The sequence below is a fragment of the Thauera butanivorans genome (assembly GCF_048398245.1).
GTDB classification, from domain to species: Bacteria; Pseudomonadota; Gammaproteobacteria; order Burkholderiales; family Rhodocyclaceae; genus Thauera; species Thauera butanivorans.
Window position 1 is genome coordinate 1,622,692 of the sequence record NZ_CP183038.1, and the last position, 23,877, is coordinate 1,646,568.

Below are 23,877 nucleotides of genomic sequence, written 5' to 3' on the forward strand. Positions count from 1 at the left end.
TGCTCGCTCAAACCGACATCGGGTTCGGCTTGTTCGGGTCGAGGTTGTACTTGACCACCGCGGCGGCGACCTTGTCGCGGCCGATCACGCCGTCATCGGCCAGCGCCTTCAGCGCGGCCAGCGTCACCCAGTGGCGATCCACCTCGAAGAAATGGCGCAACTGCTCGCGGGTGTCGGAGCGGCCGAAGCCGTCGGTGCCCAGCGTGACGTAGCTGCGGCCGATCTGCGCGCGGATCTGCTCGGGGAGCATGCGGATGTAGTCGGTGGCGGCGATGACCGGGCCTTCGGTGCCGGCGAGCTTCTGCTGCACGTGGGACTTCTTCGGTTCTTCCATCGGGTGCAGCAGGTTCCAGCGCTCGACGTCGTGGCCGTTGCGGGCCAGTTCGTTGAAGCTGGGCGCGCCCCAGATGTCGGCCTCGACGTCCCAGTCGTTCTTGAGCAGGTCGGCGGCGGCGATGACTTCGCGGAAGATCGTGCCCGAACCCATCAACTGCACGCGCGGACCCTTGGCGTCGCCGCCCTTGCGGAACAGGTACAGGCCCTTGAGGATGTCGGCTTCGGCGCCGGCAGGCATCTCGGGATGTTCGTAGTTCTCGTTCATCACCGTGATGTAGTAGTAGATGTCCTCCTGTTCGGCGAACATCCGGCGCAGACCGTCCTGCACGATGACCGCGACCTCGTACTGGAAGGTGGGGTCGTAGCTGACGCAGTTCGGGATCATGTTGGCCATCAGCAGGCTGTGGCCGTCCTCGTGCTGCAGGCCTTCGCCGTTCAGCGTGGTGCGGCCGGCGGTGCCGCCGATCATGAAGCCGCGGGTACGCTGGTCGGCCGCCGCCCAGCACAGGTCCATGGTGCGCTGCAGGCCGAACATCGAATAGAAGATGTAGAACGGGATCATCTGCACGCCATGCACGCTGTAGGCGGTGCCGGCGGCGATCCAGTCGGCCATCGCGCCGGCCTCGTTGATGCCTTCCTGCAGCACCTGGCCGGTCTGGCTTTCCTTGTAGAACATGAGCTGGTCATGGTCTTCGGGCACGTACTTCTGGCCTTCCTGGTTCCAGATGCCGTACTGGCGGAACATGCCTTCCATGCCGAAGGTGCGCGACTCGTCGGGAACGATCGGCACGATGTGCTTGCCGATCTGCTTGTCCTTGAGCAGCGTGTTCATGATGCGCACGACCGCCATCGTGGTCGACAGCTCGCGGCCTTCGCCCGAAGCCTTCAGCAGTGCGGCGAAGGTTTCCAGCGCGGGCACGGCCAGCGGTTCGGCCTTGGTGCGGCGTTGCGGCAGGAAGCCGCCGAGGTTCATGCGGCCCTGCAGCAGATATTTCTGCTCGGGCGAGTCTTCCTCGAACTTCAGGTAGGGCAGTTCTTCCAGCTTGTCGTCGGGCACCGGCAGGCCGAAGCGGTCGCGGAAGCGGCGGATGGCTTCGATGTCCATCTTCTTCTGCTGGTGCGAGATGTTCATCGCCTCGCCGGCCTGGCCCATGCCGAAGCCCTTGATGGTCTTGGCCAGGATCAGCGTCGGCTGGCCCTTGTGCTCGGCGGCGGCCTTGTAGGCGGCGAAGATCTTGAAGATGTCGTGGCCGCCGCGGTTCAGGCGCCAGATCTGGTTGTCGGTCCAGTCGGCGACCAGTTCCTTCAGTTCGGGGGTGTTGAAGAAGTGCTCGCGCACGTAGGCGCCGTCCTTGGCCTTGAAGGTCTGGTACTCGCCATCGACGCATTCCATCATGCGCTTCTGCAGGATGCCCTTCTTGTCGCGGGCGAACAGGGCATCCCAGTGCGTGCCCCAGATGACCTTGATGACGTTCCAGCCGGCGCCGCGGAATTCGGATTCGAGCTCCTGGATGATCTTGCCGTTGCCGCGCACCGGGCCGTCGAGGCGCTGAAGGTTGCAGTTGATGACGAAGACCAGGTTGTCGAGCCTTTCGCGCGCGGCCATGCCGATGGCGCCCAGCGATTCGACTTCATCGGTTTCGCCGTCGCCGAGGAAGGCCCAGACCTTGCGCTGTTCGGCGCGGGCGGGGTCGATCATGCCGCGGCTGGCCAGGTACTTCATGAAGCGCGCCGAATAGATGGCGCACAGCGGGCCGAGGCCCATCGACACGGTGGGGAACTGCCAGAACTCCGGCATCAGCCAGGGGTGGGGGTAGGACGAGATGCCCTTGCCGCCGACTTCCTGGCGGAAGTTGTCCATCTGCTCTTCGGTCAGGCGGCCCAGCATGTAGGCGCGGGCGTAGATGCCGGGCACCGAGTGGCCCTGGAAATAGATCATGTCGCCGTCGTGCTTGGCCGACGGCGCGTGCCAGAAGTGCGAGAAGCCGACGTCATAGAGGGCGGCTGCGGAGGCGAACGAGGCGATGTGGCCGCCGACGTTGGTGCCCTTGTTGGCGCGTACCACCATCGCCATGGCGTTCCAGCGGATGTAGGAGTGGATCTTGATCTCCATGTCCGCGTTGCCGGGATAGGGGGGCTGCTGTTCGACCGGAATGGTGTTGATGTACTCGGTGGTGGCCGAATAGGGGATGTTCACCCCTTCCTGGCGTGCGGTCGCGATCAGGGTTTCGATCAGATAGTGGGCGCGCTGCGGGCCTTCTTTTTCGACGACGGCGGCGAGTGCATCCATCCATTCCTTCGTTTCCTGCGCGTCGGTATCGTTTTGCGCGGGAACGTTGCTGATTCCGGTCATGGTCTGTCTCCTCATGACGTTCGGTTGGCGAATCCTGCCTTGTCGGGCAGGTCTGTTGGTGGTACGGACGCAGCCGCCTCGGCAACCAGCGGCTGACTTTTCGAACTATAAAACCACTTTTCGCAATGTGCAATGATGTTGACGCGGCGAAGCCCGGATACGCGCCTGGGGCGCATGTCCGAAAGCATGGAAACGGTGGCGGAGCGGGCTGTGTTCGTGCTTCATCGTCATGGCCGAAACAGGGCTCTGACGAGCACGCAAGCGGAAGGCCGGAGCGGGGCGGCGGCGCGTGATGACGGAGGACAGCATATCCAAACTGTATTGGCAGGCAGGGAGGCGGGAAAGTTGGCGGAAACCCGGATGCCGTGATAAGGGTTAAACCGGATGACGATTGCCGGAGGGCTCACCGACAATCGGGCGGCGGGTATTGCACCGCATCATTCCAGCCCCTTCCGCCGAAGCCTTCCATGTTCCGTTCCGACTCTGCCCGCGGTGGTCCGCCGCACCGGTATTGGGCCGTCCCCTGTGTGGTCGTGCTGTTTTTTGCGCTGGGCATGCTGGCACTGGTGTGGCTGCTGCTGCAGCCCGGGTTCGAGATCGAACGCGACGCAGCCTTGCGTGAGCTGCAATGGGCGCTGCCCGCGGCGCTGATCCTGGGCCTGTCGGTGCTGGTGCTGTGGAGCCTGTGGTCGCTGCGCATCCACGTGCAGCGCCGCGAGCAGGTCGAGAAGGAGCGCGACAGGCTGTTCGATCTCTCGCTCGACATGCTGTGCGTGGCGGGCCTGGATGGCAGCTTCCGCCGCTGCAACCCGGCCTTCGAGCGCATCCTCGGCCAGGTGCCCGACAGCCTGGCGGGCCGGCCGATGGTCGATTTCGTCCACGACGAAGACATCGGCACGACGCTCGATGCCTTGCGCCGCCTGGCGGCCGGCGAGCCGGTGAAGTTCGAGAACCGCTGCCGCTGTGCGGACGGCAGCTACAAATGGCTGGAGTGGAGCATCAACCCGGTGCCCGAGGAGGGCCTCGTCTATGCCGTGGCCCGCGACATCACCGGCAGCAAGGCGGCGGAGCAGGCCCTGCGTGCCGAGTCCGCCTTCCGCAAGGCGATGGAGGATTCGGTGCTGACCGGGCTGCGTGCCATCGACCTCAGCGGCCGCATCATCTATGTGAATTCTGCCTTCTGCCGCATGGTGGGCTGGCGCGAGGAGGAACTGGTCGGCGCGACCGCGCCTTTTCCGTACTGGCCGAAGGAGACACAGGATGTCTGCGAGCGCAACCTGCAGATGACGCTCGACGGGCTGGCGCCGGCCAGCGGCTTCGAACTGCGTATCCAGCGCCGTAACGGCGAACGCTTCGACGCGCGCTTCTACCTGTCGCCGCTGATCGATGCCAGCGGGCAGCAGACGGGCTGGATGGCGTCGATCACCGACATCACCGAGCCCAAGCGCGTGCGCGCCGCGCTGGAGGCGACCCACGAGCGCTTCGAGGCGGTGCTGGACGGGCTGGATGCGGCGGTGTTCGTGGCCGATGCCCGCAGCGACGAGATCCTGTTCGCCAACCGTGCCTTCAAGCGCATCAACGGCTTCGACGCGGTGGGCCGCACGGTGCGCGGCGTCGCCGTGCCCCAGCCCGAGCGCGGCGACTATCGCGTCGATCCGCGTGGCCTGACGGCGGCCGACCTGCCGCGCGAGCTGTTCGACGGTGAATTGCAGCACCCCTTGTCGGGGCGCTGGTACCACGTGCGCGAGCAGGCGATGCGCTGGGTGGATGGCCGGGTGGTGCGCATGGGCATCGCCACCGACAGCACCGAGCGCAAGCAGACCGCCGAGGTGGCGCGCCAGCAGGAAGAGCGGCTGCAGCGCACCTCGCGCCTGATCACGATGGGCGAGATGGCGTCGACGCTGGCGCACGAGCTGAACCAGCCGCTGTCGGCGATCGCCAACTACTGCGCCGGCTGCGTGACGCGCATGCAGGGCGGCAGGTGGAAGCCCGAGGACGTGCTGACGGCGATGCAGAAAGCCAGCTTCCAGGCCGAGCGCGCCGGCAAGATCATCCGCCGCGTGCGCGAGTTCGTGAAGAAGAGCGAGCCGCGCCGCAGCGCGGTCAATCTGGTCGACATCCTCGACGACGCGCTCGGTTTCGCCGACATCGATGCGCGCCGCACCGGCATCAGGCTGGTGGCCGACATCGAACCAGACCTGCCGCCGGTGTTCGCCGACCGCATCATGATCGAGCAGGTGGTGCTGAACCTGATCCGCAATGGCCTCGATGCGATGGCCGACACGCTGCCGGAGCAGCGGCTGCTGGTGGTGCGCGCACGCCGCTGCGGCGAGGACATGGCCGAGGCGATCGAGGTGGCGGTGATCGACCGTGGCCACGGCATCAGCGAGGAGGGGCGCCAGCGGTTGTTCACGCCGTTCTACACCACCAAGGCAGAGGGCATGGGCATGGGCCTGAACATCTGCCGCTCGATCATCGAGTTCCACGATGGTCGTTTGATTGTCGACGACAACCCGGAAGGGGGTACCATATTCTCGTTTACCCTGCCGGCGGAGTCCGTAAGTGAGCGAGTTGCACCCAGCGCTTGAACAAATCATCCATGTCGTCGACGACGACGAAGCCCTGCGGGATTCCATGACCTGGATGCTCGAAGGCAACAACTACAAGGTGCTGACCTACGAATCCGCCGAAGCCTTTCTCGAAGGCTGCCGCCCCGACATGGCGGGCTGTATCGTGCTGGACGTGCGCATGCCGGGCATGAGCGGACTGGAGATGTTCGAGGAGCTGGGGCGCCGGCGTTGTACCCTGCCGGTCGTCTTCATCACCGGCCATGGCGACGTACCGATGGCGGTGTCGGCGCTGAAGAAGGGCGCGGTCGATTTCATCGAGAAGCCGTTCAGCGAGCGCGACATGCTGCGCCTGATCGAGCAATGCCTGACGCTCGAGCGCGAAAGCCGCAGCAAGCGCCTGCAGGAGGCGGACACTGCGCGCCGGCTCGACCATCTCACCCAGCGCGAGCGGGAGGTGCTGGACCTCATCATCGTCGGCAAGCTCAACAAGCAGATCGCCGACGTGCTGGGCATCAGCATCAAGACCGTGGAAGTGCACCGCGCCCGCGTGATGGAAAAGATGGGCGCCAGTTCGCTGGCCGAACTGGTGCAGCACGTCGTCACGGTGGAGCCGGGCGCACTGCTGCGCTGAGAGCCGAGCTGCCGGGCCGGGCGATGGGCAGGTGGCTCGAAATGGATTGATCGTCGCTGACGCAGCAGTGACAACGAGCGCCTGGACCGGGCATTGGATGGGTACGCGGCGCGGGCGCCTTGTTGTAAAATCCTGCCCTTTTTCGAGGCTTTACCGATGACCGCTCGCATCATCGACGGCAACGCCCTCTCGGCGCGTGTCCGCGGCGAAATCGCAGAACGTGCCGCAGCGTTGACGGCACGCGGTGTGCAACCTTGCCTGGCGGTCATCCTGGTCGGCGGCGACCCCGCTTCCGCCGTCTATGTGCGCAACAAGGTCGCCGGCTGCGAGAAGGCCGGCATCCGCTCGCTGCGCTTCGACTATCCGCAGGACGCCAGCCAGCAGGAAGTCATGGCCAGGCTCGCCGAGCTGAACGCCGACCCGTCCGTGCATGGCATCCTGGTGCAATTGCCATTGCCCGCCCATCTGGACGAGACGGCGGTGCTCGAGGCGATCGACATCCGCAAGGACGTCGACGGCTTCCACGCCGAGAACGTCGGCCTGCTGTCGCAGAACCGCGAAGGCTTCGTCCCCTGCACGCCGAACGGCGTCATGAAGATGCTGGAGACGGCCGAAGTGCCGGTGCAGGGCGCCGAAGCGGTGGTCATCGGCCGCTCCAACATCGTCGGCAAGCCGATGGCGATGCTGCTGACCAATGCCGGCGCCACCGTCACCGTGTGCCACTCGAAGACGCGCGACCTGGCCTTCCACACCCGCCGTGCCGACATCGTCGTCGCCGCCATCGGCAAGCCGCGCTTCGTCACCGGCGACATGATCAAGCCGGGTGCGACCGTCATCGACGTCGGCATCAACCGCCTCGACAGCGGCCCGGATGCCGGCAAGCTGTGCGGCGACGTCGATTTCGCCTCGGCGGTGGAAGTCGCCGGTGCGATCACGCCGGTGCCGGGCGGCGTCGGGCCGATGACGATCACGATGCTGTTGGAAAACACCGTGGTGTCCGCCGAGCGTGCGGCGCGCGACGCCGGCAAGTGACCCTGGAGGATCGACGATGAACACGACCGCGTCCCCCCAGCCCCTGGTGGGCATCATCATGGGCTCGAACTCCGACTGGCCGACCATGCAGGCGGCGGCCAAGGTGCTGGCCGAATTCGGCGTGTCCTACGAGGCGCGGGTGGTGTCGGCCCACCGCACGCCCGACCTGATGTTCGAATACGCCGAAGCCGCGCGCGGTCGCGGGCTGAAGGCGATCATCGCCGGTGCCGGCGGCGCGGCCCACCTGCCCGGCATGGTCGCGGCCAAGACCACGCTGCCGGTGCTCGGCGTGCCGGTGCAGTCGAAGGCGCTGTCGGGCCAGGATTCGCTGCTGTCCATCGTGCAGATGCCCAAGGGCATCCCGGTGGCGACCTTCGCCATCGGCGAAGCCGGCGCGGCCAACGCCGGCCTGTTCGCGGTGGCGCTGCTGGCCAACGAGAACGTCGAACTGGCGGCGCGGCTCGATGCCTTCCGTGCGCGCCAGACCCGGACCGTGCTCGACATGGAACTGCCGCCGCCGGCCTGAAGCGCCGCGTGGCCGTATCCGCTGATTTCCGCCCACTGAAGGCCCCTCATGTCGTCCAGCAAGACTTCCTCCACGATCCTTCCGCCCGCCACGCTGGGCATGCTCGGTGGCGGCCAGCTCGGCCGCTTCTTCGTCGCCGCGGCGCATGAGATGGGCTACAAGGTGTGGGTGCTCGATCCCGATCCGCACAGTCCTGCCGGCCTGATCGCCGACCGCCATCTGGTCGCCGCTTACGAAGACTATGCCGCGCTCGACGAACTGGGCGGCAGCTGTGCCGCAGTCACGACCGAGTTCGAGAACGTGCCGGCCGGCACGCTGGACTACCTCAGCAAGTTCATCCCGGTGCATCCGGCGGCGAGCGCGGTGGCGGTGTGCCAGAACCGCATCGCCGAAAAATCCTTCCTCGCCGACAACGGCCTGCCGCACGGCCCCTTCGCGGTGATCCGCAGCGAGGACGACGTCCGCGATGCCGATGCCGGACTGTTTCCGGCGGTGCTCAAGGTTGCGCGCTTCGGCTACGACGGCAAGGGCCAGGCGCGGGTCGCCAGCCACGACGAAGCGATCGCCGCCTTTCAGCATTTCAAGGGCGAGCCCTGTGTGCTGGAGAAGATGCTGACGCTGGACTGCGAAGTCTCGGTGGTGCTGGCGCGCGATGAGGCGGGCACGGTGCGCTGCTTCGCGGCCGGCGAGAACCGCCACCGCAACGGCATCCTCGACGTCACCATCGCACCGGCGCAGACCTCGGCCGAATTGAGGGACGAGGCCCGCCAGATCGCCGAACGCATCGCCGAAAAGCTCGGCTACGTCGGCACGCTGGGGGTGGAGTTCTTCGTCTGCGGCGGCGAGCTCTTCGTCAATGAAATGGCGCCGCGTCCGCACAACAGCGGCCACCACACCATCGACGCCTGTGACGCCAGCCAGTACGAGCAGCAGGTCAGGGCGCTGTGCGGCCTGCCGCTCGCCACGCCGCGCCAGCACTCGGCGGCGGTCATGGTCAATCTGCTCGGCGAGCTCTGGTACGCCGACGGCAAGGGCCATGGCGCCTACCACGAACCCGACTGGGCCGTGCTGCACGCCGTGTCCGGCCTGCGCCTGCACCTGTACGGCAAGCACCACGCTCGCCCCGGGCGCAAGATGGGGCACTTCGTCGTCACCGGCGAGGACGCGGACGAAGTGCTGCAGCGTGCGCTGCAGGCCCGCGCCGCGATCGGCATCCGCGACGAGTGAGCGGCGAATGAGCAAGGACACCGCAGCGAAGCCGCGCGGCCGCATCGAGCCCCCCACGCTGGTGGCGATCCGTGACGCCGCCGCCCTGCTGCGCGCCGGCGACATCGTCGGCATGCCGACCGAAACCGTCTATGGGCTGGCCGCCGATGCGCTGAACCCGGAAGCGGTGAAGAAGATCTTCGCTGCCAAGGGCCGACCTGCCGACCACCCGCTGATCGTGCATCTGCCGTCGGCCGACCATCTGCCGCGCTGGGCCGCCAGTATCTCCAAGGACGCCATCGCGCTCGCCCGCGCCTTCTGGCCCGGCCCGCTGACGCTGATCCTGAAGCGCTCCCCGGATGTACCCGACGAAGTCACCGGCGGGCAGGACACCGTTGGTCTGCGCGTGCCCTCGCATTCCATCGCGCTGGCGATGCTGCAGGTCTTCGGCTCGGGCATCGCCGCGCCCAGCGCCAACCGCTTCGGCCGCATCAGCCCGACCACCGCCGAACACGTCCGGGAAGAACTCGGCGAGCGCGTCGCCATGGTGGTCGATGGTGGGCCGTGCGCGGTCGGCATCGAATCCACCATCCTGGACTTCTCGCGCGACGTTCCCGAGATCCTGCGGCCCGGTGCGATCACGCCCGAAGCCATCGCCCGCGTCATCGGCCGCCGCCCGCGCGTGCGCGGCGAGGTCGAGGAAGCGCAGAGCCGGGACGCAGGGCGGACGGCAACTGCCTCGATACCAAGCACACTCGCACCGCGTGTCTCCGGCGCGCTGGCCGCCCACTATGCGCCGCGCACGCCGCTGCGCCTGGTGCCGCCCGCCCTGCTGGCCGACGAAGCGGCCACGTTGGCAGGCGAGGGCAGCCGTGTCGCGGTGCTGGCACACAGCCAGGCCGATCCGCGTGATTCACGCCTGATCTGGCAACCCATGCCCGCTGATCCCGCCACCTATGCCCGCGAGCTTTACGCCAGCCTGCGTACTGCGGACACGCTGGACGCCGATTTCATCCTCGTCGAGGCCCCGCCCGACGATCCGGCATGGCGTGCGCTCGCCGACCGGCTGGGGCGCGCAGCAGTCGGCTCCGGCGAAGGCTGACGAAGCATCGAATGCCGCCATCGCAGCGATGACAGTCCCGAAGGGGCTTCCATTTCACGCCTCGGCTCCCTATAATGCGCGCTCTTTCAGGGCCGATAGCTCAGCTGGGAGAGCGCTGCGTTCGCAATGCAGAGGTCGGGAGTTCGATCCTCCTTCGGTCCACCAGATCAGGATGAAAAGCGCATTACACGGTATGTGTAATGCGCTTTTTGCTTTTGAAGTGGCTCTTCGCAGGCGCAGTGCGGCAGATGGCATGTGCAAGACAGGCTCGGTGAGGTGGCCATGTTCTGGCTCATCCCCACCAGTCAGGTTACTCAGAACAGGCTGCCGGCATTGAACAGCGTCAGCACGCCCAGGATACAGAAGATGGCGGCAGCGATGCCGTGCACCAGCTGCATCGAAACCTTCTTGGCGATCTTGTCGCCGAGGAAGACCGCCGGCACGTTCGCCAGCATCATGCCCAGCGTGGTGCCCAGGATGACCTGGACGACTTCGGCGTAGCGCGCGGCGAGGGCGACGGTGGCGATCTGCGTCTTGTCGCCCATCTCGGCGAGGAAGAAGGCCACCACGGTGGTGCCGAACACGCCCAGCCCGCGGGTGTTCCGGGCGGCATCGTCCTCGATCTTGTCCGGGATCATCATCCACACCGCCATGGCGATGAAGGAGATGCCGATGACCCAGCGCAGCACGTCCGGCCCGAGCGCCTGGGCGACCCAGCCGCCGACTGCGCCTGCCGCGGCGTGGTTGACCAGGGTGGCGACGAAGATGCCGGCGATGATGGTCCAGGGGCGACGGAAGGTGGCGGCCAGGATGATGGCGAGCAACTGGGTCTTGTCGCCCATTTCGCCGAGCGCGACGACGCCGGTGGATACCAGAAACGCTTCCATGAAACAGGGAACTCCAGGGCCGGAAGGACGAAAGACCACACCACCTCCCGGCCCTTCCCGTAGGCAGTGCGGTCAAAGGTCTTGCCAGGCCTGAAAGCTGCACGCGCCATGGCCTGTCGGCCAAGCATGTTGACGCGCACCCCTGCATTGAGCAGGGCGGCTACTCCCCGATGACGAGCGGGCGCGATTCTAGCATCGGTGCGCTGGTGTCGGAACCCGGTGTGGTTTTTGTGCCGAAGGGCGGGCCGGAAGGGTGGCAGCTTGTTGCCGTGCCCCTCCGGGTGCCTTGCCGGAAAAAGTCAGGACTCGGCTTGCAGCTTGTCCTGCGTACGGGTGTCGAAGTCGGACGCATCGTGGCGTTCGTGGAGCTGCTGGTCGAGCGGCCCGCTGACACGATTGACCATGCGGCCGCGCTTGACCGCAGGGCGGGCGGCGATTTCATTGGCCCAGCGCACGAGATGGGGGTAGTCCTGCACCTGCAGGAACTCGGCGGCATCGTACAGCTGGCCCAACACCATGCCGCCGTACCACGGCCAGATCGCGATGTCGGCGATGGTGTATTCATCGCCGGCGATGTAGCGGCTTTCGGCCAGCCTGCGGTTCAGTACATCCATCTGGCGCTTCGCTTCCATCGCGAAGCGGTCGATGGCGTATTCGATCTTGCTCGGTGCGTAGGCATAGAAGTGGCCGAAACCGCCGCCCAGATAGGGCGCGCTGCCCATCTGCCAGAACAGCCAGGACAGGCATTCCGCGTGTCGCGCAAGGTCGGTGGGCACGAAGGCGCCGAACTTTTCCGCCAGGTAGAGCAGGATTGCGCCGGATTCGAACACCCTGACCGGCTCCGGGCCGCTGCAATCGAGCAGGGCGGGAATCTTGGAGTTCGGGTTGACGCCGACGAAGCCGCTGCCGAACTGGTCGCCGTCGTTGATGCGGATCAACCAGGCGTCGTACTCGGCGCCGCTGTGGCCGAGGGCCAGCAGTTCTTCCAGCATCACGCCGACTTTGACGCCGTTCGGCGTGGCCAGCGAGTACAGCTGCAGCGGGTGCTTGCCGCGCGGTAGCTCGCGGTCGTGGGTAGGACCGGCGATCGGCCGGTTGATGTTGGCGAAGCGGCCGCCGTTGGCCTTGTCCCAGGTCCAGACCCTGGGTGGGGTGTAAGTGGTGTCTGTCATGCTCGGACCTTCAGCGTGGGTTCGACGAAGCCAGCATGATAGAGGAGCACGTTGCGGAATTCGAGGCGGACGCCAGAGGCCGCCTGTATCCGGTTGCGACGCGCGGTTGTGGAGGTCAGCGCTGGTCGATGCGGTAGACCTTGCCGGCATTCATCTTCGGCGACCACGGCAGTCCGCTGTTCTGCCAGCCGTTCATCAGCCGGAAGCCGGCCTGCGGGCCGTCCTTGATCGCCGCGCCCTGAAAGCCGTTGACCACGTAGCGGGCGTTGGGGAAGCCGTTGGCGCGCAGGAAGCTGGCGCTGGGTTCGCCGCGCTCGCTGCCCGAGCGGCACATGGTGATGATTTCGGCGTCGGTGCCCATGCCGCGCTTGTCCAGTTCGGCCTTGATCTGGGCGGCGAAATCCGGGTTCTGGTACAGGCGGAAGACGCTGCGTTCGGTATTCCACTGGCTGCGGTCGACCAGGAGAAAGGGAATGTTGACATGCACGGCGTCGGTGAAGCCGACGAACATGATCTCGACCGGATCGCGGACATCGACGAACAGCACGTCCGGCTCGGCGTTACGGATCTTGGCGTAGGTTTCCTCGGCCGAAATGGCGATGTCGGCTGCCTGTGCGGACAGGCTGGCGAGGCTGAGGGCGGCTGCGATCAGAAGGCGTTTCATGGCGGCAGTGGTTCCTGTGAGTGGGTTGGCGGGCTTCAGGCAGTCCGGTACATGCTGGCAGCGATCGGCCAGGCCAGTGCGGCAGCAACTGCGCCGAAGGCGGCGGCGTAGAAGAACAGGTTCATCCAGTCGACCCAGTAGCCCATGTTGGCGAAGGACGACTTGGTCATGCCCGGAGTGACGAGGAAGCTGATCACGGTGACGATGGCACCGACCGCGATGGCGGGGACGAGACCTTGCCGCCAGCCCACGCCGGGCCGGGTGGCGGCGAACAGCATCAGCATCGCCCACAGCAGCGCGGTACCGATGACCTCCGGCAGATATTGCAGGCCCAGTTCGAACAGGATGTTGAGGGTCAGCCAGATTTCGTACATGCCGTTTTCCTCCTCAGACGCGGCCCTTGAGCACCGCCATGTAGGCGGGCTTGAGCAGGCGGTACTTCATGATCCAGGCGAAATAGCTGTCCTGCAGCGGATCGATCATCGGCAGCGAGGGCGTCAGCCTGTTGTCGTAGTCGAACTCGACCAGCAACGCCGAGCCTTCGCGGATCAGCAGCGGGCAGGAGGTGTAGCCGTCGAAGTGCTGCGAGGGTTCGCGGCCGGCGATGACGTCGATCAGGTTCTGCGCGACGAGCGGCGCGCTCTTCTTGATCGTGGCAGCGGTCTTGCCCTTGCCGGTGCCGTTGATGTCGCCCAGGCCGAAGACATTGGGGAAGCGGCGGTGGCGCAGGGTCCCGGGATCGACTTCGAGCCAGCCGCCTGCGGCGAAGCCGCCTTGCTGCCAAGGCAGGGGGCTGTTCATGACCGCGTCCGGTGCGCGCATCGGCGGCACGACGTGGATGAAGTCGTAGCCGATTTCGCGGCGTTCGCCTTCGGGGTTGGCGACGGTGGCGCGGCGGGCGCCGATGTCGACCGCGACCAGCTTGCTGTTGAAGGTGACGGGGATGTCCAGTTCGGCCCAGCGGCGCAGTACTTCGTCGTTGATGCGGGGCACGCTGAAGATGTTGTCCAGCGCGGAGTGGAAGGCGATGTTCGATGCGCCGCGGGTGCCGGCCTGCTTGAGCCGGTCGACGACCATGAAAGTCATCTTCAGCGGCGCGCCGGCGCATTTCAGTGGCGTGGCAGGCAGGGTCATCAACGCCGAGCCGCCTTTCCGGCGGAAGCTGTCCATCGCATGCCAGGTCGCTTCGGCGGCGGCGGGGCCGGGATAGACGCTGCCGAGGCCGTTGCTGCCGATGGCGGCGACGTCCATGCCTTCGATCTGCGCGTAGTCGAGATGCAGGCCGGTGGCCACGACCAGATAGTCGTATTCGATGCGCCGCCCGCTGTCGGTGACGACGGCGTTGGCAACCGGGTCGAACTCCGCGACCATCTCGCGCACCCACTCGACGCCGGCCGGCATCAGGTCGACGTTGCGGTCGCTGACCTTGTCGACCGGCCAGATGCCGGTGGCCACGAGGGTGTAGCCCGGCTGGTAGTTGTGGATTTCCTTGCGGTCGATGACGGTGATCTTCGCTCCGTCCAGTCCGCGCGACAGGCGTGCGGCGATGGCCAGGCCGCCCAGGCCGCTGCCGGCGATGACGATGTGCGCCGAAGTCTTCAGGGCAGCGTGCGCAGGCGCGCCGGCGAGCGTCAGGCCGGCGCCGGCAATGGCCGGTAGCGCCGATGCACCGAGCAGGAAACGGCGGCGACCGTTGGCTGGCGCTGCGGATGGACATGCTTCGGATTTGTCGGACATTCCTTCTCCCCCGGCTGGCATGGTTCAGCGCAAACAGCGCTGTTCATGTCTATGTCCGACCAATCATATTAGTGTTTGCTCACATATCCGCGATCCGATCATGGTTATGTGACTTGTGTCACAAAGCATTGCCGGGTTCAGGACTTGTTCTTGCCGGCGTCTTGCTGGGCGATTTCAGCAGCGAGCGTGTTGAAGGCTGCGTCCTGGGTCATGAAGATCTGTCCTGACAGCCAGTCGGAGGCTTCGGTCCGGTCCAGGGCGTCGCGCAACGGGCCCTTCAGCTCGGATAGGTGCAGCTGGATGCCTTTGGCGCGCAGTTCGCGGTCGAGCTGCATCAGCACTTCGAGCCCGGTGAGGTCGATGCCGTTGACGCCGCTCATCATCAGCACGACGTGCCGAAGCTGTGGGCGCTGGCGCAGCGCGGACGTGAGCGTTTCCGAAATCCAGCGCGAATTGGTGAAGAGCAGGCTTTCATCGACCCGGATCGACAACACCTGAGGCAGTGTCTCGACCTCGAAGCGATTCACGTTGCGGAATATCGTGGTGCCGGCGAGCCGTCCCACTTCCGTCCAGTGCGGGCGGGCGGTGCGTTGCAGCAGCAGGCCGATGGAGGAGATCACGCCGATCAGCAGGGCCTCTTCGATGCCGACGAAAAGTGTCAGCGCCGTCACCACTGCCATCAGTGTGAGTTCGGTGCGGGAATAGCGCCATGCCAGCAGGAAGGGGGCGAGATCGATCATCGACAGCACGGCAATGATGATGGTGGCTGCCAGCACCGCACGCGGCAGGTATTGCAGCATGTCGCCGATCAGGACGATGGCGAGCGCAAGCAGGATGGCGGTCCACACGCCTGCCATGCGCGTGCGGGCGTTGGCGTCGAAGTTGACGATGCTGCGCGAGAAGCCGCCGGTGACCGGCATGCCGCCCGAGGCGGCGGCGGCGGCGTTGGCGGCGGCGAGGCCGAAGAGTTCGCGGCGCGGCGAGATCTTTTCGCCGCGCCGCGCGGCGAGCGCTTCTGCCACGGCCAGGCTTTCGACGTAGGCCACCAGCGCCAGCACCGTTGCCGGGGCGAGCAGATCGAACCAGGCCGCGAGCGGGGCTTCCCATATCCACGGGAAGACGAGGCCGTCGCCGAGGCTGATCCGGCCCGACAGGGCGACGCCCTGGTTCAGCCCGGGAAAGCCGACGATCCAGGCGATGGCTGCGGCCACGATCAGGATGGGCGCGGCGCGGGCCAGCAGCTGTGCGGTGCGAGGCTCGAGGCCCAGGCGCTGCAGCATGCGGCTGCCGTTGCGGCGCAGGCTCCACAGCGCCAGCAGCGCCAGCAGGCCGATGGCGGCGGTGGCGAAGTGAGGCTGCACGCGGTCGCTGGCGGCGAGGGCGCTGCCCAGTTCGATGGCCGTACTGCCATTGACCGGTATGCCCAGCAAGGCGGGAAACTGGCCCAGGGCGATCAGCAGCGAGGCGCCGGTGACGAAGCCGTGCAGCACCGGGGCGCCGAGCAGGGCGGCCAGGGTTTCCAGCCGGAGCAGGGCGGCGATCAGGCAGATCGCGGCGATCTCCAGCGACAGCACCAGCGCTGCGAGATGGGGCGTGATGCCGTGGTCGATGGCGACGCCGCCGATGGACTGGGCGGTCATCATCGCGATCACCGCCACCGGCCCCACGGCCAGGGTCGTGCTGGAACCGAAAGCGGCATACGCCAGGGCCGGCAGCAGGCTGGCCATCACGCCCGCCACGGGGGGCAGGCCGGCGAGAATGGCATAGGCCAGGCTCTGCGGAACCAATAAGATGGTGACGATGACGGCGGCGAGCAGGTCGTCCGTCAGCGCCGTGCGGTGGTACTCGGCCCAGCGGCGGGCGAAGGATGGGCTCCGTGCGGTGGTGGGGACGGGCGGCGGCGGCATGCTCACAGCAGGTCGAGCGGAATCTTGAGGTAGCGAACGCCGTTGTCCTCGGCGGGCGGAAGATTGCCGGCGCGCACGTTGACCTGGATGGACGGCAGGATCAGCGTCGGCATGGCGAGGGTCCGGTCGCGGGCGCTGCGCATGGCGACGAATTCCGCTTCGGTGACACCGTCATGGACGTGGATGTTGCTGCTGCGCTGTTCGGCGACCGTCGTTTCCCAGGCAGGTGCGCGGCCTTCGGGCGGGTAGTCGTGGCACAGGTGCAGGCGAGTCTCGGGCGGCAGCGCCAGCACTTTGCGGATCGAGCGGAACAGCGTGGCCGCATCGCCGCCCGGGAAGTCGCAGCGCGCGGTGCCGTAGTCGGGCATGAACAAGGTGTCGCCGACGAAGGCGTCCTCGCCGACGACGTAGGTCAGGCAGGCGGGGGTGTGTCCGGGCGTGTTCATCACCGTGGCGTCGAGGCCGCCGATGCGGAAATGCTCGCCATTCTCGAACAGGTGGTCGAATTCGGTGCCGTCGGTATTCATGTCCTTGGCGTTGAAGACGGCCTTGAACACGCCCTGCACCTGACGGATGTGGGCGCCGATGCCGATGCGGCCGCCCAGTTGCTGCTTCAGGTAGGGGGCGGCCGACAGATGATCGGCGTGGGCATGGGTCTCCAGTAGCCAGTCGACCGTCAACCCAGCCTGGCGCACATGGGCGACCACCGCGTCGGAGGAAGCATGCGAGGCACGGCCGGACTTGGGGTCGTAGTCCAGCACGCTGTCGATGATCGCGGCCCGGTGCGTGGCCGGGTCGGAAACGACGTGGGTCACGGTGAAAGTGGCCGGGTCGAAAAAGGACTGGATTCTGGCGCGTTGCACGTGGAGGATCCTCGTATCCGTTCAGTTGCGGATGCCGGTGCCGATTTCCCGTGCCGGCGCGGTATCGGCGAGGGATGCTGAGAGCAGAAGACCGAGCGGATGGAAGCGCATGAGGAAAGCAGGGCAGGGACGATTCGAAAGCATAAATATAAGCAAAAACTTATGCTTAGGTCCAATCGGAGTTGCCGATGGCGGCCACGAGTGGGCAGTGCCGCAGGCCTGCGGCATACTGCGCTTTTTCCACCCCACGGAGTGCTTGCCATGAAGCTTTATTACAAGCCGGGCGCCTGCTCGCTGTCGCCGCACATCGTTCTCGAAGAGCTCGATCTGTCGTATGAGACGGAAGCCGTCGATCTCCAGACGAAGGTGACGGCGGGTGGTGCGGACTTCACCCGGGTCAATCCCAAGGGCTATGTGCCGGCACTGGTACTGGACGGCGGTGAAGTGCTGACCGAGGGGCCGGCGATCGTGCAGTACCTGGCCGACCTTGCGCCCGAGAAGAAGCTGGCGCCCGCCAACGGCAGCCTGGCGCGCTATCAGTTGCAGTCGTGGCTGACCTTCATCGGCACCGAGTTGCACAAGTCCTGCAGTCCATTCTTCAATCCGGCCTCCGGGGATGCCTGGCGGGCTGCGGCGCAAGCGAACCTCGAGCGCCGGCTGGGATATGTCGACAAGGAACTGGCGGGCAAGGCGTATTTGATGGGCGAGGATTTCAGCGTCGCCGACGCCTATCTGTTCACGGTGCTGGGCTGGATGGGGTTCATCCAGTTCGATCTGTCCCGTTTCGCCAATCTGACGGCGTTCCAGGCACGGGTCGCAGCGCGGCCGGCCGTGCAGGCGGCGCTGAAGGCAGAAGGGCTGGCCTGAGCTGCGCCGCTTTCGTGAGTGGCAGCGCACCGGGGAAACGCCGTGGTGCGCTGCCGCCATCCGTATTCACGTAAAGACGATCGGGCGAAGGAGGCCCTTCCGGATCAGTTCGGCTCGGCGATGATGACGCGGTTGCGCCCGGCCTGCTTGGCCTGATACATGGCCTTGTCGGCCCGGTTCAAGGCGGGCTGCATGGATTCGCCGGCATTCACCGGTGTCACGCCTGCGCTGAAAGTGATGACGATCTTCTGATGGTCGGTCATGAAAAACTCGCGGGTCAGCTCGCGCTGCAGCCGGGTCAACGTGTTGTAGGCGTCGGCCTTGCCGGTTTCCGGCAGCAGGATCACGAACTCTTCACCGCCGTAACGCGCCAGCACATCCTGTGGGCGCAAGTGGTGCCGCACGACGCGGGTGAGGTGTATGAGGGCTTCGTCTCCCACCTCGTGGCCATGGGCGTCGTTGAGCTTCTTGAAGTTGTCGATGTCGAGCAGCGCAAGGGCGAGTGTCGTGCCGCGTCGCTGGGTGCGGGCAGCCTCGGCCTCGAACATCTCGCCCAGCCCGCGGCGGTTCAGGACGCCTGTCAGTTGGTCGTGCCGCATCAAGCGGCTGACTTCGTCGAGTTCATGCTGCAGCGTGGCGATGCGCTCTTCGGCCGCACGCGCCTGTTGGCGGCTTGCAATCAGTTCATCGCGCGAGCGCCGGGCTTCGTCCTGGATGCTGAGGGTTTCGCGCATCACTTCGTCCAGCACCTGCCCGATTGCATTGATGTCCCTGGCCTGGGCGATGCGCTGGGCGCAGGTGCCGATACGATCGTGGTAGGTGCTGGTGCTCTCTGAAAAGCTCGCGAGCTGGTCGACGAAGCCGGCCAGCATCGTGCGCAGATGGTTCTGGGCTTCGACGAGGTTGTGTTTCAACTGGCTCTGCTTGTAGATCAGATCCTTGAGGCGGCGCTCGGCGTCATCGATGCTGCGGGGGTTGAGCGGAGCATCGATGAGCTCGCGCAACATTTCGATCTGGCCCGTCAGCCAGGTGTCGTCCAGCACCAGATCGTCGATGTTGCGAAGCAGCAAGCGCAGCAGTTGGAGGAGCCCGTCGCGGATTTCCGCATCATCGGCCGTGGTCATTTCGAGGCGATGGGCGAGGCGGCGGATGCGGGCGCCTATCTGCTCGAGCTGTGCGGCTTCGAGTGTGGCGGCGACATCATCGGCAAGCTGCTGAGCCTCATCCGCCAGCTCCGGATGCGCGCCCAGGAAGGATGGGACGACATCGCGGAGGGTCGATGAGAGGAGTTGGCGGAAGTTTTCGATCAGATCACGGCCGCGTCCGGCCGGCAAGGCTGCAGTTGGCTTGGTGCTCGTGGTGACGGCAGTGATGTCTTTCGCTGGCGCCGGATCTGCCGCCGTGCCGGGAAGCTCTGGCGCGGGTCCGAGGTTGAGTGGGGCCTGGTTCCAGCCACGCAGCAGGCCCTGCAGGCGGCCGTAGAGTGTCGCGGGTTCCGATGCGGCCAGGACACGATCGAGGGATTCGCGTTTCCGTGCGATGGTCCAGCCCTGCTGGCGATCCTCCCAGGAACGGAGCAGGCTGGCGATGAGCTCATTCCATGCGGGCGCTTCGATGCTCTTCAGTCCGTCCAGATAGTGCCACAGCGCTTCTTCCGCCATCTTCGGATCAGCCGCATTCAGAGCCTCGTCGAACTTGCGGACGATTTTCTGCTGCTCGGGGGTATCCCTGGGCAGCCGGTACGACAGCTTGTGCAGGAAATCCTTGGATATCGTGACGTCGTTGGCGTGGGTGCCGGCAATCTCATGGTAGAGCTTGCTGTAGTTGTCCGGAGTCGGAGTCATGCGGCGCAGCGCAAGCTGACGGAGAGTTTCGCGGGCGACTTCGGAAGGGCTGCGCTGGGCGCTCATGGAGGATGCCGATGACCAGTTCGATGCGCTGGATTATATCGGTAGCCTGAGGTGGCGAAGTGCATGATCCATGTGGAGTAAAGCGCTTGTTTTCACTGGCGGTACTGGGGGCAGTTGCAGGGGCAAATCCCATTGCGGTGGGCAGGCTGCGGGTGGCACGGCGCACGTTCGGGCAGTCGCGAAGTGGACTGGGGGGCGAAGGTACGGATCGTTCGGTTCGCATGGCGGCGCGCGCGCCGTGTTTCGAGTCGGCCGGGACGGGTAGAATGCGAAGCTTGACCATCCTTGGGCCCCACCGACAGCGCCCAGCCTGCAAGAGTCCTCGTCCTTCATGAGCACCGAAAAAGACAGCATCGCGGCCAATGTGCCTGCCCCTGCAACAGAGAGCAATGCCGCGCCACGGCAGCGAATCGAGCCGCGCGCCTTGCTGCAGCGCCTGCAAGAGGCGTTTCCGGCTTTTCGCGATTGCAAACCTTTGGCGCTCAGGATCGATGCCAGCATCGTCGAGCGCATGCCCGACATCGATCGCAAGAGCCTGCGTGCCGCATTGCGGATGTACACCGCTTCGACCCGCTATCTGAAGGCTGTCGAGCGTTCGCAACAGCGTTTCGATCTCGATGGGCAGCCCGCCGGAGAGGTGACCGAAGAGCAGCGCACGCACGCATCGACGACGCTAAAGGAACGCTTTGCCGCAGTGGCCCGGCAGCAGAAGGAAAAGCGCGAGGCCGAGGCTGCGGAGAAACGACGCACCGAGAAGCTGCAGCAACTGGTAAGCAAGTTCGGCCGCTGAAAGCCCGGCTGCCGAATTTTGCGTCTCACGGTCAGCAGTGTGGCCGGAACAGCTTCTGTGAGCGGATCAACCAGGTTGCGGTGCCGGCAAGCACGGTAAGTGCGATGCCCGCTGCGACATTTCCGGTTCCCAGCATCAGGCCGGCCAGCAGGCCGACAGCGAGCAGCAGGCGAGTGAGCAGCGTTTCTGGCATGATCGTCTCCTGTATGGATGTCCAGTTGATTAACTGTATATCTATACATGAGACGATGCAAGCATGACGTGCAGCCGCATGTGTGTGCTTGCGCTATAATCCGCCCCCAGTGCCGGCATAGCTCAGTTGGTAGAGCAGCTGATTTGTAATCAGAAGGTCGTGGGTTCGATTCCTATTGCCGGCACCAAGAACACCTACTGGATACGTCATGCGCGCGCGGCTGGTTCGGAAATCGCAGATGAATTGCGCCAAGACGAGTTCCTGCGACAAGAAAAACTTGCATTCTTCGTATCGACCGTTTATAGTTCTGTTTCTCCGACGCGGGGTGGAGCAGTCTGGCAGCTCGTCGGGCTCATAACCCGAAGGTCGCAGGTTCAAATCCTGCCCCCGCAACCAAATCTAGAGGCAGGCCGACAGCGAAAGCTGATCGGCCTGCCTTGCTTTTGCAGCGAGGAAGCGTGTTCGGTGGCCCTGGTGTGATCAGCCCGTGCCGCGAGTGATGTACAGCGCGAAGTCGCAGTTTCCGCCGCCACGAAACCACCGAGCCTGCACGCGCTGGCCGCCTGGAAAGTTCAGGGTGTGCTCGATCGTGGTTGCCTTCTGGATCTGACTGCCTGTGGCATGGTGCCCAAGCTCGTTGCTGAACTTGCTGGCGAATGCCTCTGCCTGGCGAAAGCAGGCGTCGCCGCTGGTGGTGCGCAGCCCGGGCCCCGAGCCGGGCTGAACGACGATTTCCTCGATCTGGCCTTCGGCATCGGCCATGGCCATGACTGTGGCGTCCAGCGGACGGATGCGCATGGCGAACTCGTCGCGGCCATCGCAGCCGGGGGCGACGGGGAGCGCGCCCGGATCGAGCTGCCTCGCCTGCATGGCGGATTTTTCCAGATTTGCACCGAGCGTGAGCGGACCCACGCCGTCGGCACTCGGCTGCAGGTCCTGTGCGGGTGAGCCGCAGGCAGCCGGCAGTGCGGCCAGCAGGATCGTTGCGAGGGCACTGCCGGGAAAGCGCACGGAATCAGTCTGCCTTGATGACGCCGCAGAACAGTCGTGCACCGGCGCCGCCGATGGGTTGGGCGGCGTGGTCGTCACGGTTTTCGTGGATGACCAGTGCAGCGCCGTCGTCGTCGAGAATCGTCGCGCGCCCGCCCTGGCCGCCGAGGCTGGCGAGCGAGGTGTAGAGCTCCACTTCGACGGTGCCGTCGGCATGCACGAAGATGTTGGGCAGGTCGCCGGCATCGGGACCTTCCGGATTCATCAGGCCATGCTTCTTGCCGTCCGGGTTCAGGTGGGCCTTGGAGGCCACGAAGCCTTGATCGGGGTCGTCGCAGGTGCCGACGCTGTGGATGTGGATGCCTTTCGGCCCGGGAGGCAGGCCTTGGGCGGTGAGATGGATCAGCACGCCGTGCGGCCCTTCGATCAGTGTTGCGGTGCCCACGGTCTGCCCCTGACGATTGATGATGCTGGCGGAGGCCTGCTCGGCCGCGGTGGCGGCAGTGGCTGCGCTGGCGATTGCGCATGCGACGACGAGGCGGGAGAAGGACATGGCGAATCTCTCACGGTTGTTGAGTGAAGCGTCATGATAGACACGATTCCGGACGTGTCAAAGGCATGCACCCTCGGCTTGCAATGGCTGGCGCAGCCTGGCGCTTGGCCGTAACATCGCGCCGAACATCCACGGAGAAACGATCATGGCGTCTACCGCCGACAGTATCAGCATGGCGCTTTTTTGCGATTTCGAGAACGTGGCGCTTGGCGTGCGGGACGCGAACTACGAGAAGTTCGACATCAAGCGCGTGCTCGAACGCCTGCTGCTGAAAGGCAGCATCGTGGTGAAGAAGGCCTATTGCGACTGGGATCGCTACAAGAGCTTCAAGTCGGCGATGCACGAGGCCAACTTCGAGCTGATCGAGATTCCGCATGTGCGCCAGTCGGGCAAGAACTCGGCCGACATTCGCCTCGTCGTCGATGCGCTGGACCTGTGCTACACCAAGTCGCATGTCGACACTTTCGTCATCATCAGCGGCGATTCGGACTTTTCTCCGCTGGTGTCCAAGCTGCGCGAGAACGCCAAGCAGGTGATCGGTGTCGGCGTCAAACAGTCCACGTCCGATCTGCTCATCGCCAATTGCGACGAATTCATCTTCTACGACGATCTGGTGCGTGACGGCCAGCGCTCGGCACGGCGCGACACGCGCGATGCGCAGCCGTCGGCGAAGCGTTCGCCTGAAGAGGAAAAACGGCGCAGGGAGGAACTGGAAAGCCGTCGCGGCCAGGCGATCGAGATCGCGGTGGAGACTTTCGATGCGCTGATGTCCGAGCGTGGCGACAGCGGCAAGATCTGGGCATCGATGCTCAAGGAGGCGATCAAGCGGCGCAAGCCGGATTTCAACGAGAGCTATTTCGGCTTTCGTGCTTTCGGCAATCTGCTCGAGGAGGCCCAGGCGCGCGGCCTGCTGGTCGTCGGGCGCGACGAGAAATCGGGCGCCTATGTCCAGCGGCCGAGCGCTGTGGCACAGACCGGCACAGCAGAGGAGGCCGCTCCGTCGAGCGGTGGCCCGGCCCTCGTGACGGATGCGGATACCGAGCTTGAATCCGCTGCCGTGGCTGAAGCGCAGGGAACTGATGTCGCAGGCAAGGACAAGCCGGAGAAAACCGGCCGTAGCGCAACTGCCGGCAAGACGGGGCGGAGCCGGACTTCGACTGCGCGACGGGCCAAGACCGTCGAGGATACGGTGCAGGCCGATGCCGTGCCGGCAGTGGCAACTGAATTGCCGGTGGCCGAACCTGCGCCAGCCAGGCCTGCCGAACCCGCTCAGGACGACGGCGCCCCCGCAGAGGATGAGCCGGCAGCGAGGCGCCCGGCGAAGCAGGGCAATGCCCGCGGCCGTTCGGGCTCGCGTGGACGCAAGGCTGAAGGGCGTTCGGCCGAGGAGGAGGTGAAGGTCGGTACCGAGGCTGTCCAGCCGCAGGCTGCGTTGCCGGAGCCGGCAGACACGCCCGCCGCCGCACATGGGCACAGCGAAGCCGACGCTGCGCCGCCGGCCAGGAAACCCGCCGCCCGTCGCAGAACCCGCAAGCCCGCGGCGAGCGAAACGGGCGACGAAGGCTGAGAGACCGCATCCCCTGCATTC

21 protein-coding genes, 3 tRNA genes and 1 riboswitch are annotated in these 23,877 nt (G+C 65.7%); of the genes, 12 read left to right on the forward strand and 12 right to left on the reverse strand.

The features are described 5' to 3' along the window. Positions 1–7 precede the first annotated feature (7 nt). Positions 8–2,689: a pyruvate dehydrogenase (acetyl-transferring), homodimeric type gene (aceE, locus tag ACNQFN_RS07825; RefSeq protein WP_418648465.1), complete on the reverse strand. Its 2,682-nt coding sequence runs from the start codon at positions 2,687–2,689 to the stop codon at positions 8–10. A gap of 467 nt (positions 2,690–3,156) precedes the next feature. Between aceE and ACNQFN_RS07830 the strand changes: the two genes are divergently transcribed. The 7 genes from ACNQFN_RS07830 (at position 3,157) to ACNQFN_RS07860 (ending at position 9,921) form a co-directional block, all read left to right on the forward strand. Further along, positions 3,157–5,277 (forward strand): PAS domain-containing sensor histidine kinase, encoded by a 2,121-nt coding sequence (locus ACNQFN_RS07830; protein WP_418648466.1) that lies wholly within the window; start codon positions 3,157–3,159, stop codon positions 5,275–5,277. After that, positions 5,252–5,890, forward strand: coding sequence for a response regulator transcription factor (locus ACNQFN_RS07835; RefSeq protein WP_068634860.1), 639 nt, complete (start codon positions 5,252–5,254; stop codon positions 5,888–5,890). The genes ACNQFN_RS07830 and ACNQFN_RS07835 overlap by 26 nt, the downstream gene beginning before the upstream one ends. A gap of 156 nt (positions 5,891–6,046) precedes the next feature. Beyond that, a complete protein-coding gene (gene folD, locus ACNQFN_RS07840; RefSeq protein ID WP_418648467.1) occupies positions 6,047–6,922 on the forward strand; it encodes a bifunctional methylenetetrahydrofolate dehydrogenase/methenyltetrahydrofolate cyclohydrolase FolD in 876 nt (291 codons plus the stop codon). Between the two features lie 16 nt (positions 6,923–6,938). After that, positions 6,939–7,448: a 5-(carboxyamino)imidazole ribonucleotide mutase gene (gene purE, locus ACNQFN_RS07845; RefSeq protein WP_418648468.1), complete on the forward strand. Its 510-nt coding sequence runs from the start codon at positions 6,939–6,941 to the stop codon at positions 7,446–7,448. A gap of 48 nt (positions 7,449–7,496) precedes the next feature. Further along, a complete protein-coding gene (locus ACNQFN_RS07850) occupies positions 7,497–8,675 on the forward strand; it encodes a 5-(carboxyamino)imidazole ribonucleotide synthase (protein WP_418648469.1) in 1,179 nt (392 codons plus the stop codon). A gap of 7 nt (positions 8,676–8,682) precedes the next feature. Then, positions 8,683–9,756: an L-threonylcarbamoyladenylate synthase gene (locus tag ACNQFN_RS07855; protein ID WP_068634856.1), complete on the forward strand. Its 1,074-nt coding sequence runs from the start codon at positions 8,683–8,685 to the stop codon at positions 9,754–9,756. An 89-nt stretch (positions 9,757–9,845) separates the two neighbouring features. Next, positions 9,846–9,921: transfer RNA gene (locus ACNQFN_RS07860), tRNA-Ala, on the forward strand. A gap of 149 nt (positions 9,922–10,070) precedes the next feature. On the opposite strand, the gene ACNQFN_RS07865 is transcribed toward ACNQFN_RS07860, so the two are convergent. The 7 genes from ACNQFN_RS07865 to ACNQFN_RS07895 form a co-directional block, all read right to left on the reverse strand. After that, on the reverse strand, positions 10,071–10,643 hold the full coding sequence (locus ACNQFN_RS07865) for a TMEM165/GDT1 family protein (RefSeq protein ID WP_068634855.1): 573 nt from the start codon (positions 10,641–10,643) through the stop codon (positions 10,071–10,073). A gap of 9 nt (positions 10,644–10,652) precedes the next feature. Then, a riboswitch (yybP-ykoY riboswitch) is annotated at positions 10,653–10,824 on the reverse strand. Between the two features lie 118 nt (positions 10,825–10,942). Further along, complete coding sequence (gene yghU, locus ACNQFN_RS07870; RefSeq protein ID WP_068634854.1) at positions 10,943–11,815, reverse strand: glutathione-dependent disulfide-bond oxidoreductase; 873 nt, start codon at positions 11,813–11,815, stop codon at positions 10,943–10,945. Positions 11,816–11,930: 115 nt separating this feature from the next. Further along, entirely contained in the window at positions 11,931–12,479 is a 549-nt protein-coding gene (locus ACNQFN_RS07875; RefSeq protein WP_068634853.1) for a rhodanese-like domain-containing protein, read from the reverse strand. Positions 12,480–12,514: 35 nt separating this feature from the next. Continuing rightward, positions 12,515–12,853 carry a hypothetical protein gene (locus ACNQFN_RS07880; protein ID WP_068634852.1) on the reverse strand — a complete coding sequence of 113 codons (339 nt, stop codon included), beginning with the start codon at positions 12,851–12,853 and terminating at the stop codon, positions 12,515–12,517. A 13-nt stretch (positions 12,854–12,866) separates the two neighbouring features. Continuing rightward, positions 12,867–14,216 carry an NAD(P)/FAD-dependent oxidoreductase gene (locus ACNQFN_RS07885; RefSeq protein ID WP_068634851.1) on the reverse strand — a complete coding sequence of 450 codons (1,350 nt, stop codon included), beginning with the start codon at positions 14,214–14,216 and terminating at the stop codon, positions 12,867–12,869. 137 nt (positions 14,217–14,353) lie between these two features. Continuing rightward, positions 14,354–16,123, reverse strand: a complete 1,770-nt coding sequence (locus ACNQFN_RS07890; RefSeq protein ID WP_418648470.1) for a SulP family inorganic anion transporter — start codon at positions 16,121–16,123, stop codon at positions 14,354–14,356. A 2-nt stretch (positions 16,124–16,125) separates the two neighbouring features. After that, positions 16,126–16,986, reverse strand: a complete 861-nt coding sequence (locus ACNQFN_RS07895) for an MBL fold metallo-hydrolase (RefSeq protein WP_418648471.1) — start codon at positions 16,984–16,986, stop codon at positions 16,126–16,128. A gap of 261 nt (positions 16,987–17,247) precedes the next feature. Here ACNQFN_RS07895 and gstA point away from each other — a divergent pair, with 261 nt between their 5' ends. Continuing rightward, a complete protein-coding gene (gstA, locus tag ACNQFN_RS07900; RefSeq protein WP_418648472.1) occupies positions 17,248–17,853 on the forward strand; it encodes a glutathione transferase GstA in 606 nt (201 codons plus the stop codon). A 104-nt stretch (positions 17,854–17,957) separates the two neighbouring features. Here the strand turns inward: gstA and ACNQFN_RS07905 are convergent, their stop codons facing one another. After that, entirely contained in the window at positions 17,958–19,763 is a 1,806-nt protein-coding gene (locus ACNQFN_RS07905) for a GGDEF domain-containing protein (protein WP_068634847.1), read from the reverse strand. 331 nt (positions 19,764–20,094) lie between these two features. Here ACNQFN_RS07905 and ACNQFN_RS07910 point away from each other — a divergent pair, with 331 nt between their 5' ends. Continuing rightward, positions 20,095–20,553: a ProQ/FINO family protein gene (locus tag ACNQFN_RS07910; RefSeq protein WP_068634846.1), complete on the forward strand. Its 459-nt coding sequence runs from the start codon at positions 20,095–20,097 to the stop codon at positions 20,551–20,553. 31 nt (positions 20,554–20,584) lie between these two features. Here the strand turns inward: ACNQFN_RS07910 and ACNQFN_RS07915 are convergent, their stop codons facing one another. Next, entirely contained in the window at positions 20,585–20,746 is a 162-nt protein-coding gene (locus tag ACNQFN_RS07915; protein WP_157659067.1) for a hypothetical protein, read from the reverse strand. Positions 20,747–20,857: 111 nt separating this feature from the next. Here ACNQFN_RS07915 and ACNQFN_RS07920 point away from each other — a divergent pair. Together ACNQFN_RS07920 and ACNQFN_RS07925 are read left to right on the forward strand one after the other, a co-directional pair. Continuing rightward, positions 20,858–20,933, forward strand: a tRNA-Thr gene (locus ACNQFN_RS07920). 132 nt (positions 20,934–21,065) lie between these two features. Next, positions 21,066–21,142: transfer RNA gene (locus ACNQFN_RS07925), tRNA-Met, on the forward strand. Positions 21,143–21,226: 84 nt separating this feature from the next. Here the strand turns inward: ACNQFN_RS07925 and ACNQFN_RS07930 are convergent. Both ACNQFN_RS07930 and ACNQFN_RS07935 read right to left on the reverse strand, forming a co-directional pair. Continuing rightward, positions 21,227–21,757 (reverse strand): hypothetical protein, encoded by a 531-nt coding sequence (locus tag ACNQFN_RS07930; protein WP_068634845.1) that lies wholly within the window; start codon positions 21,755–21,757, stop codon positions 21,227–21,229. Between the two features lie 4 nt (positions 21,758–21,761). Beyond that, on the reverse strand, positions 21,762–22,289 hold the full coding sequence (locus ACNQFN_RS07935) for a superoxide dismutase family protein (RefSeq protein WP_418648473.1): 528 nt from the start codon (positions 22,287–22,289) through the stop codon (positions 21,762–21,764). A 145-nt stretch (positions 22,290–22,434) separates the two neighbouring features. Here ACNQFN_RS07935 and ACNQFN_RS07940 point away from each other — a divergent pair, with 145 nt between their 5' ends. After that, positions 22,435–23,856, forward strand: a complete 1,422-nt coding sequence (locus ACNQFN_RS07940; protein ID WP_418648474.1) for an NYN domain-containing protein — start codon at positions 22,435–22,437, stop codon at positions 23,854–23,856. Positions 23,857–23,877 lie beyond the last annotated feature (21 nt).

Excerpts from the sequence above, each read along its gene's own strand:
- aceE (WP_418648465.1), bottom strand. The coding sequence starts at position 2,689 with ATGACCGGAATCAGCAACGTTCCCGCGCAAAACGATACCGACGCGCAG.
- ACNQFN_RS07830 (WP_418648466.1), top strand. The coding sequence starts at position 3,157 with ATGTTCCGTTCCGACTCTGCCCGCGGTGGTCCGCCGCACCGGTATTGG.
- folD (WP_418648467.1), top strand. The coding sequence starts at position 6,047 with ATGACCGCTCGCATCATCGACGGCAACGCCCTCTCGGCGCGTGTCCGC.
- purE (WP_418648468.1), top strand. The coding sequence starts at position 6,939 with ATGAACACGACCGCGTCCCCCCAGCCCCTGGTGGGCATCATCATGGGC.
- ACNQFN_RS07850 (WP_418648469.1), top strand. The coding sequence starts at position 7,497 with ATGTCGTCCAGCAAGACTTCCTCCACGATCCTTCCGCCCGCCACGCTG.
- ACNQFN_RS07855 (WP_068634856.1), top strand. The coding sequence starts at position 8,683 with ATGAGCAAGGACACCGCAGCGAAGCCGCGCGGCCGCATCGAGCCCCCC.
- ACNQFN_RS07865 (WP_068634855.1), bottom strand. The coding sequence starts at position 10,643 with ATGGAAGCGTTTCTGGTATCCACCGGCGTCGTCGCGCTCGGCGAAATG.
- yghU (WP_068634854.1), bottom strand. The coding sequence starts at position 11,815 with ATGACAGACACCACTTACACCCCACCCAGGGTCTGGACCTGGGACAAG.
- ACNQFN_RS07875 (WP_068634853.1), bottom strand. The coding sequence starts at position 12,479 with ATGAAACGCCTTCTGATCGCAGCCGCCCTCAGCCTCGCCAGCCTGTCC.
- ACNQFN_RS07880 (WP_068634852.1), bottom strand. The coding sequence starts at position 12,853 with ATGTACGAAATCTGGCTGACCCTCAACATCCTGTTCGAACTGGGCCTG.
- ACNQFN_RS07885 (WP_068634851.1), bottom strand. The coding sequence starts at position 14,216 with ATGTCCGACAAATCCGAAGCATGTCCATCCGCAGCGCCAGCCAACGGT.
- ACNQFN_RS07890 (WP_418648470.1), bottom strand. The coding sequence starts at position 16,123 with ATGCCGCCGCCGCCCGTCCCCACCACCGCACGGAGCCCATCCTTCGCC.
- gstA (WP_418648472.1), top strand. The coding sequence starts at position 17,248 with ATGAAGCTTTATTACAAGCCGGGCGCCTGCTCGCTGTCGCCGCACATC.
- ACNQFN_RS07905 (WP_068634847.1), bottom strand. The coding sequence starts at position 19,763 with ATGAGCGCCCAGCGCAGCCCTTCCGAAGTCGCCCGCGAAACTCTCCGT.
- ACNQFN_RS07910 (WP_068634846.1), top strand. The coding sequence starts at position 20,095 with ATGAGCACCGAAAAAGACAGCATCGCGGCCAATGTGCCTGCCCCTGCA.
- ACNQFN_RS07915 (WP_157659067.1), bottom strand. The coding sequence starts at position 20,746 with ATGCCAGAAACGCTGCTCACTCGCCTGCTGCTCGCTGTCGGCCTGCTG.
- ACNQFN_RS07935 (WP_418648473.1), bottom strand. The coding sequence starts at position 22,289 with ATGTCCTTCTCCCGCCTCGTCGTCGCATGCGCAATCGCCAGCGCAGCC.
- ACNQFN_RS07940 (WP_418648474.1), top strand. The coding sequence starts at position 22,435 with ATGGCGTCTACCGCCGACAGTATCAGCATGGCGCTTTTTTGCGATTTC.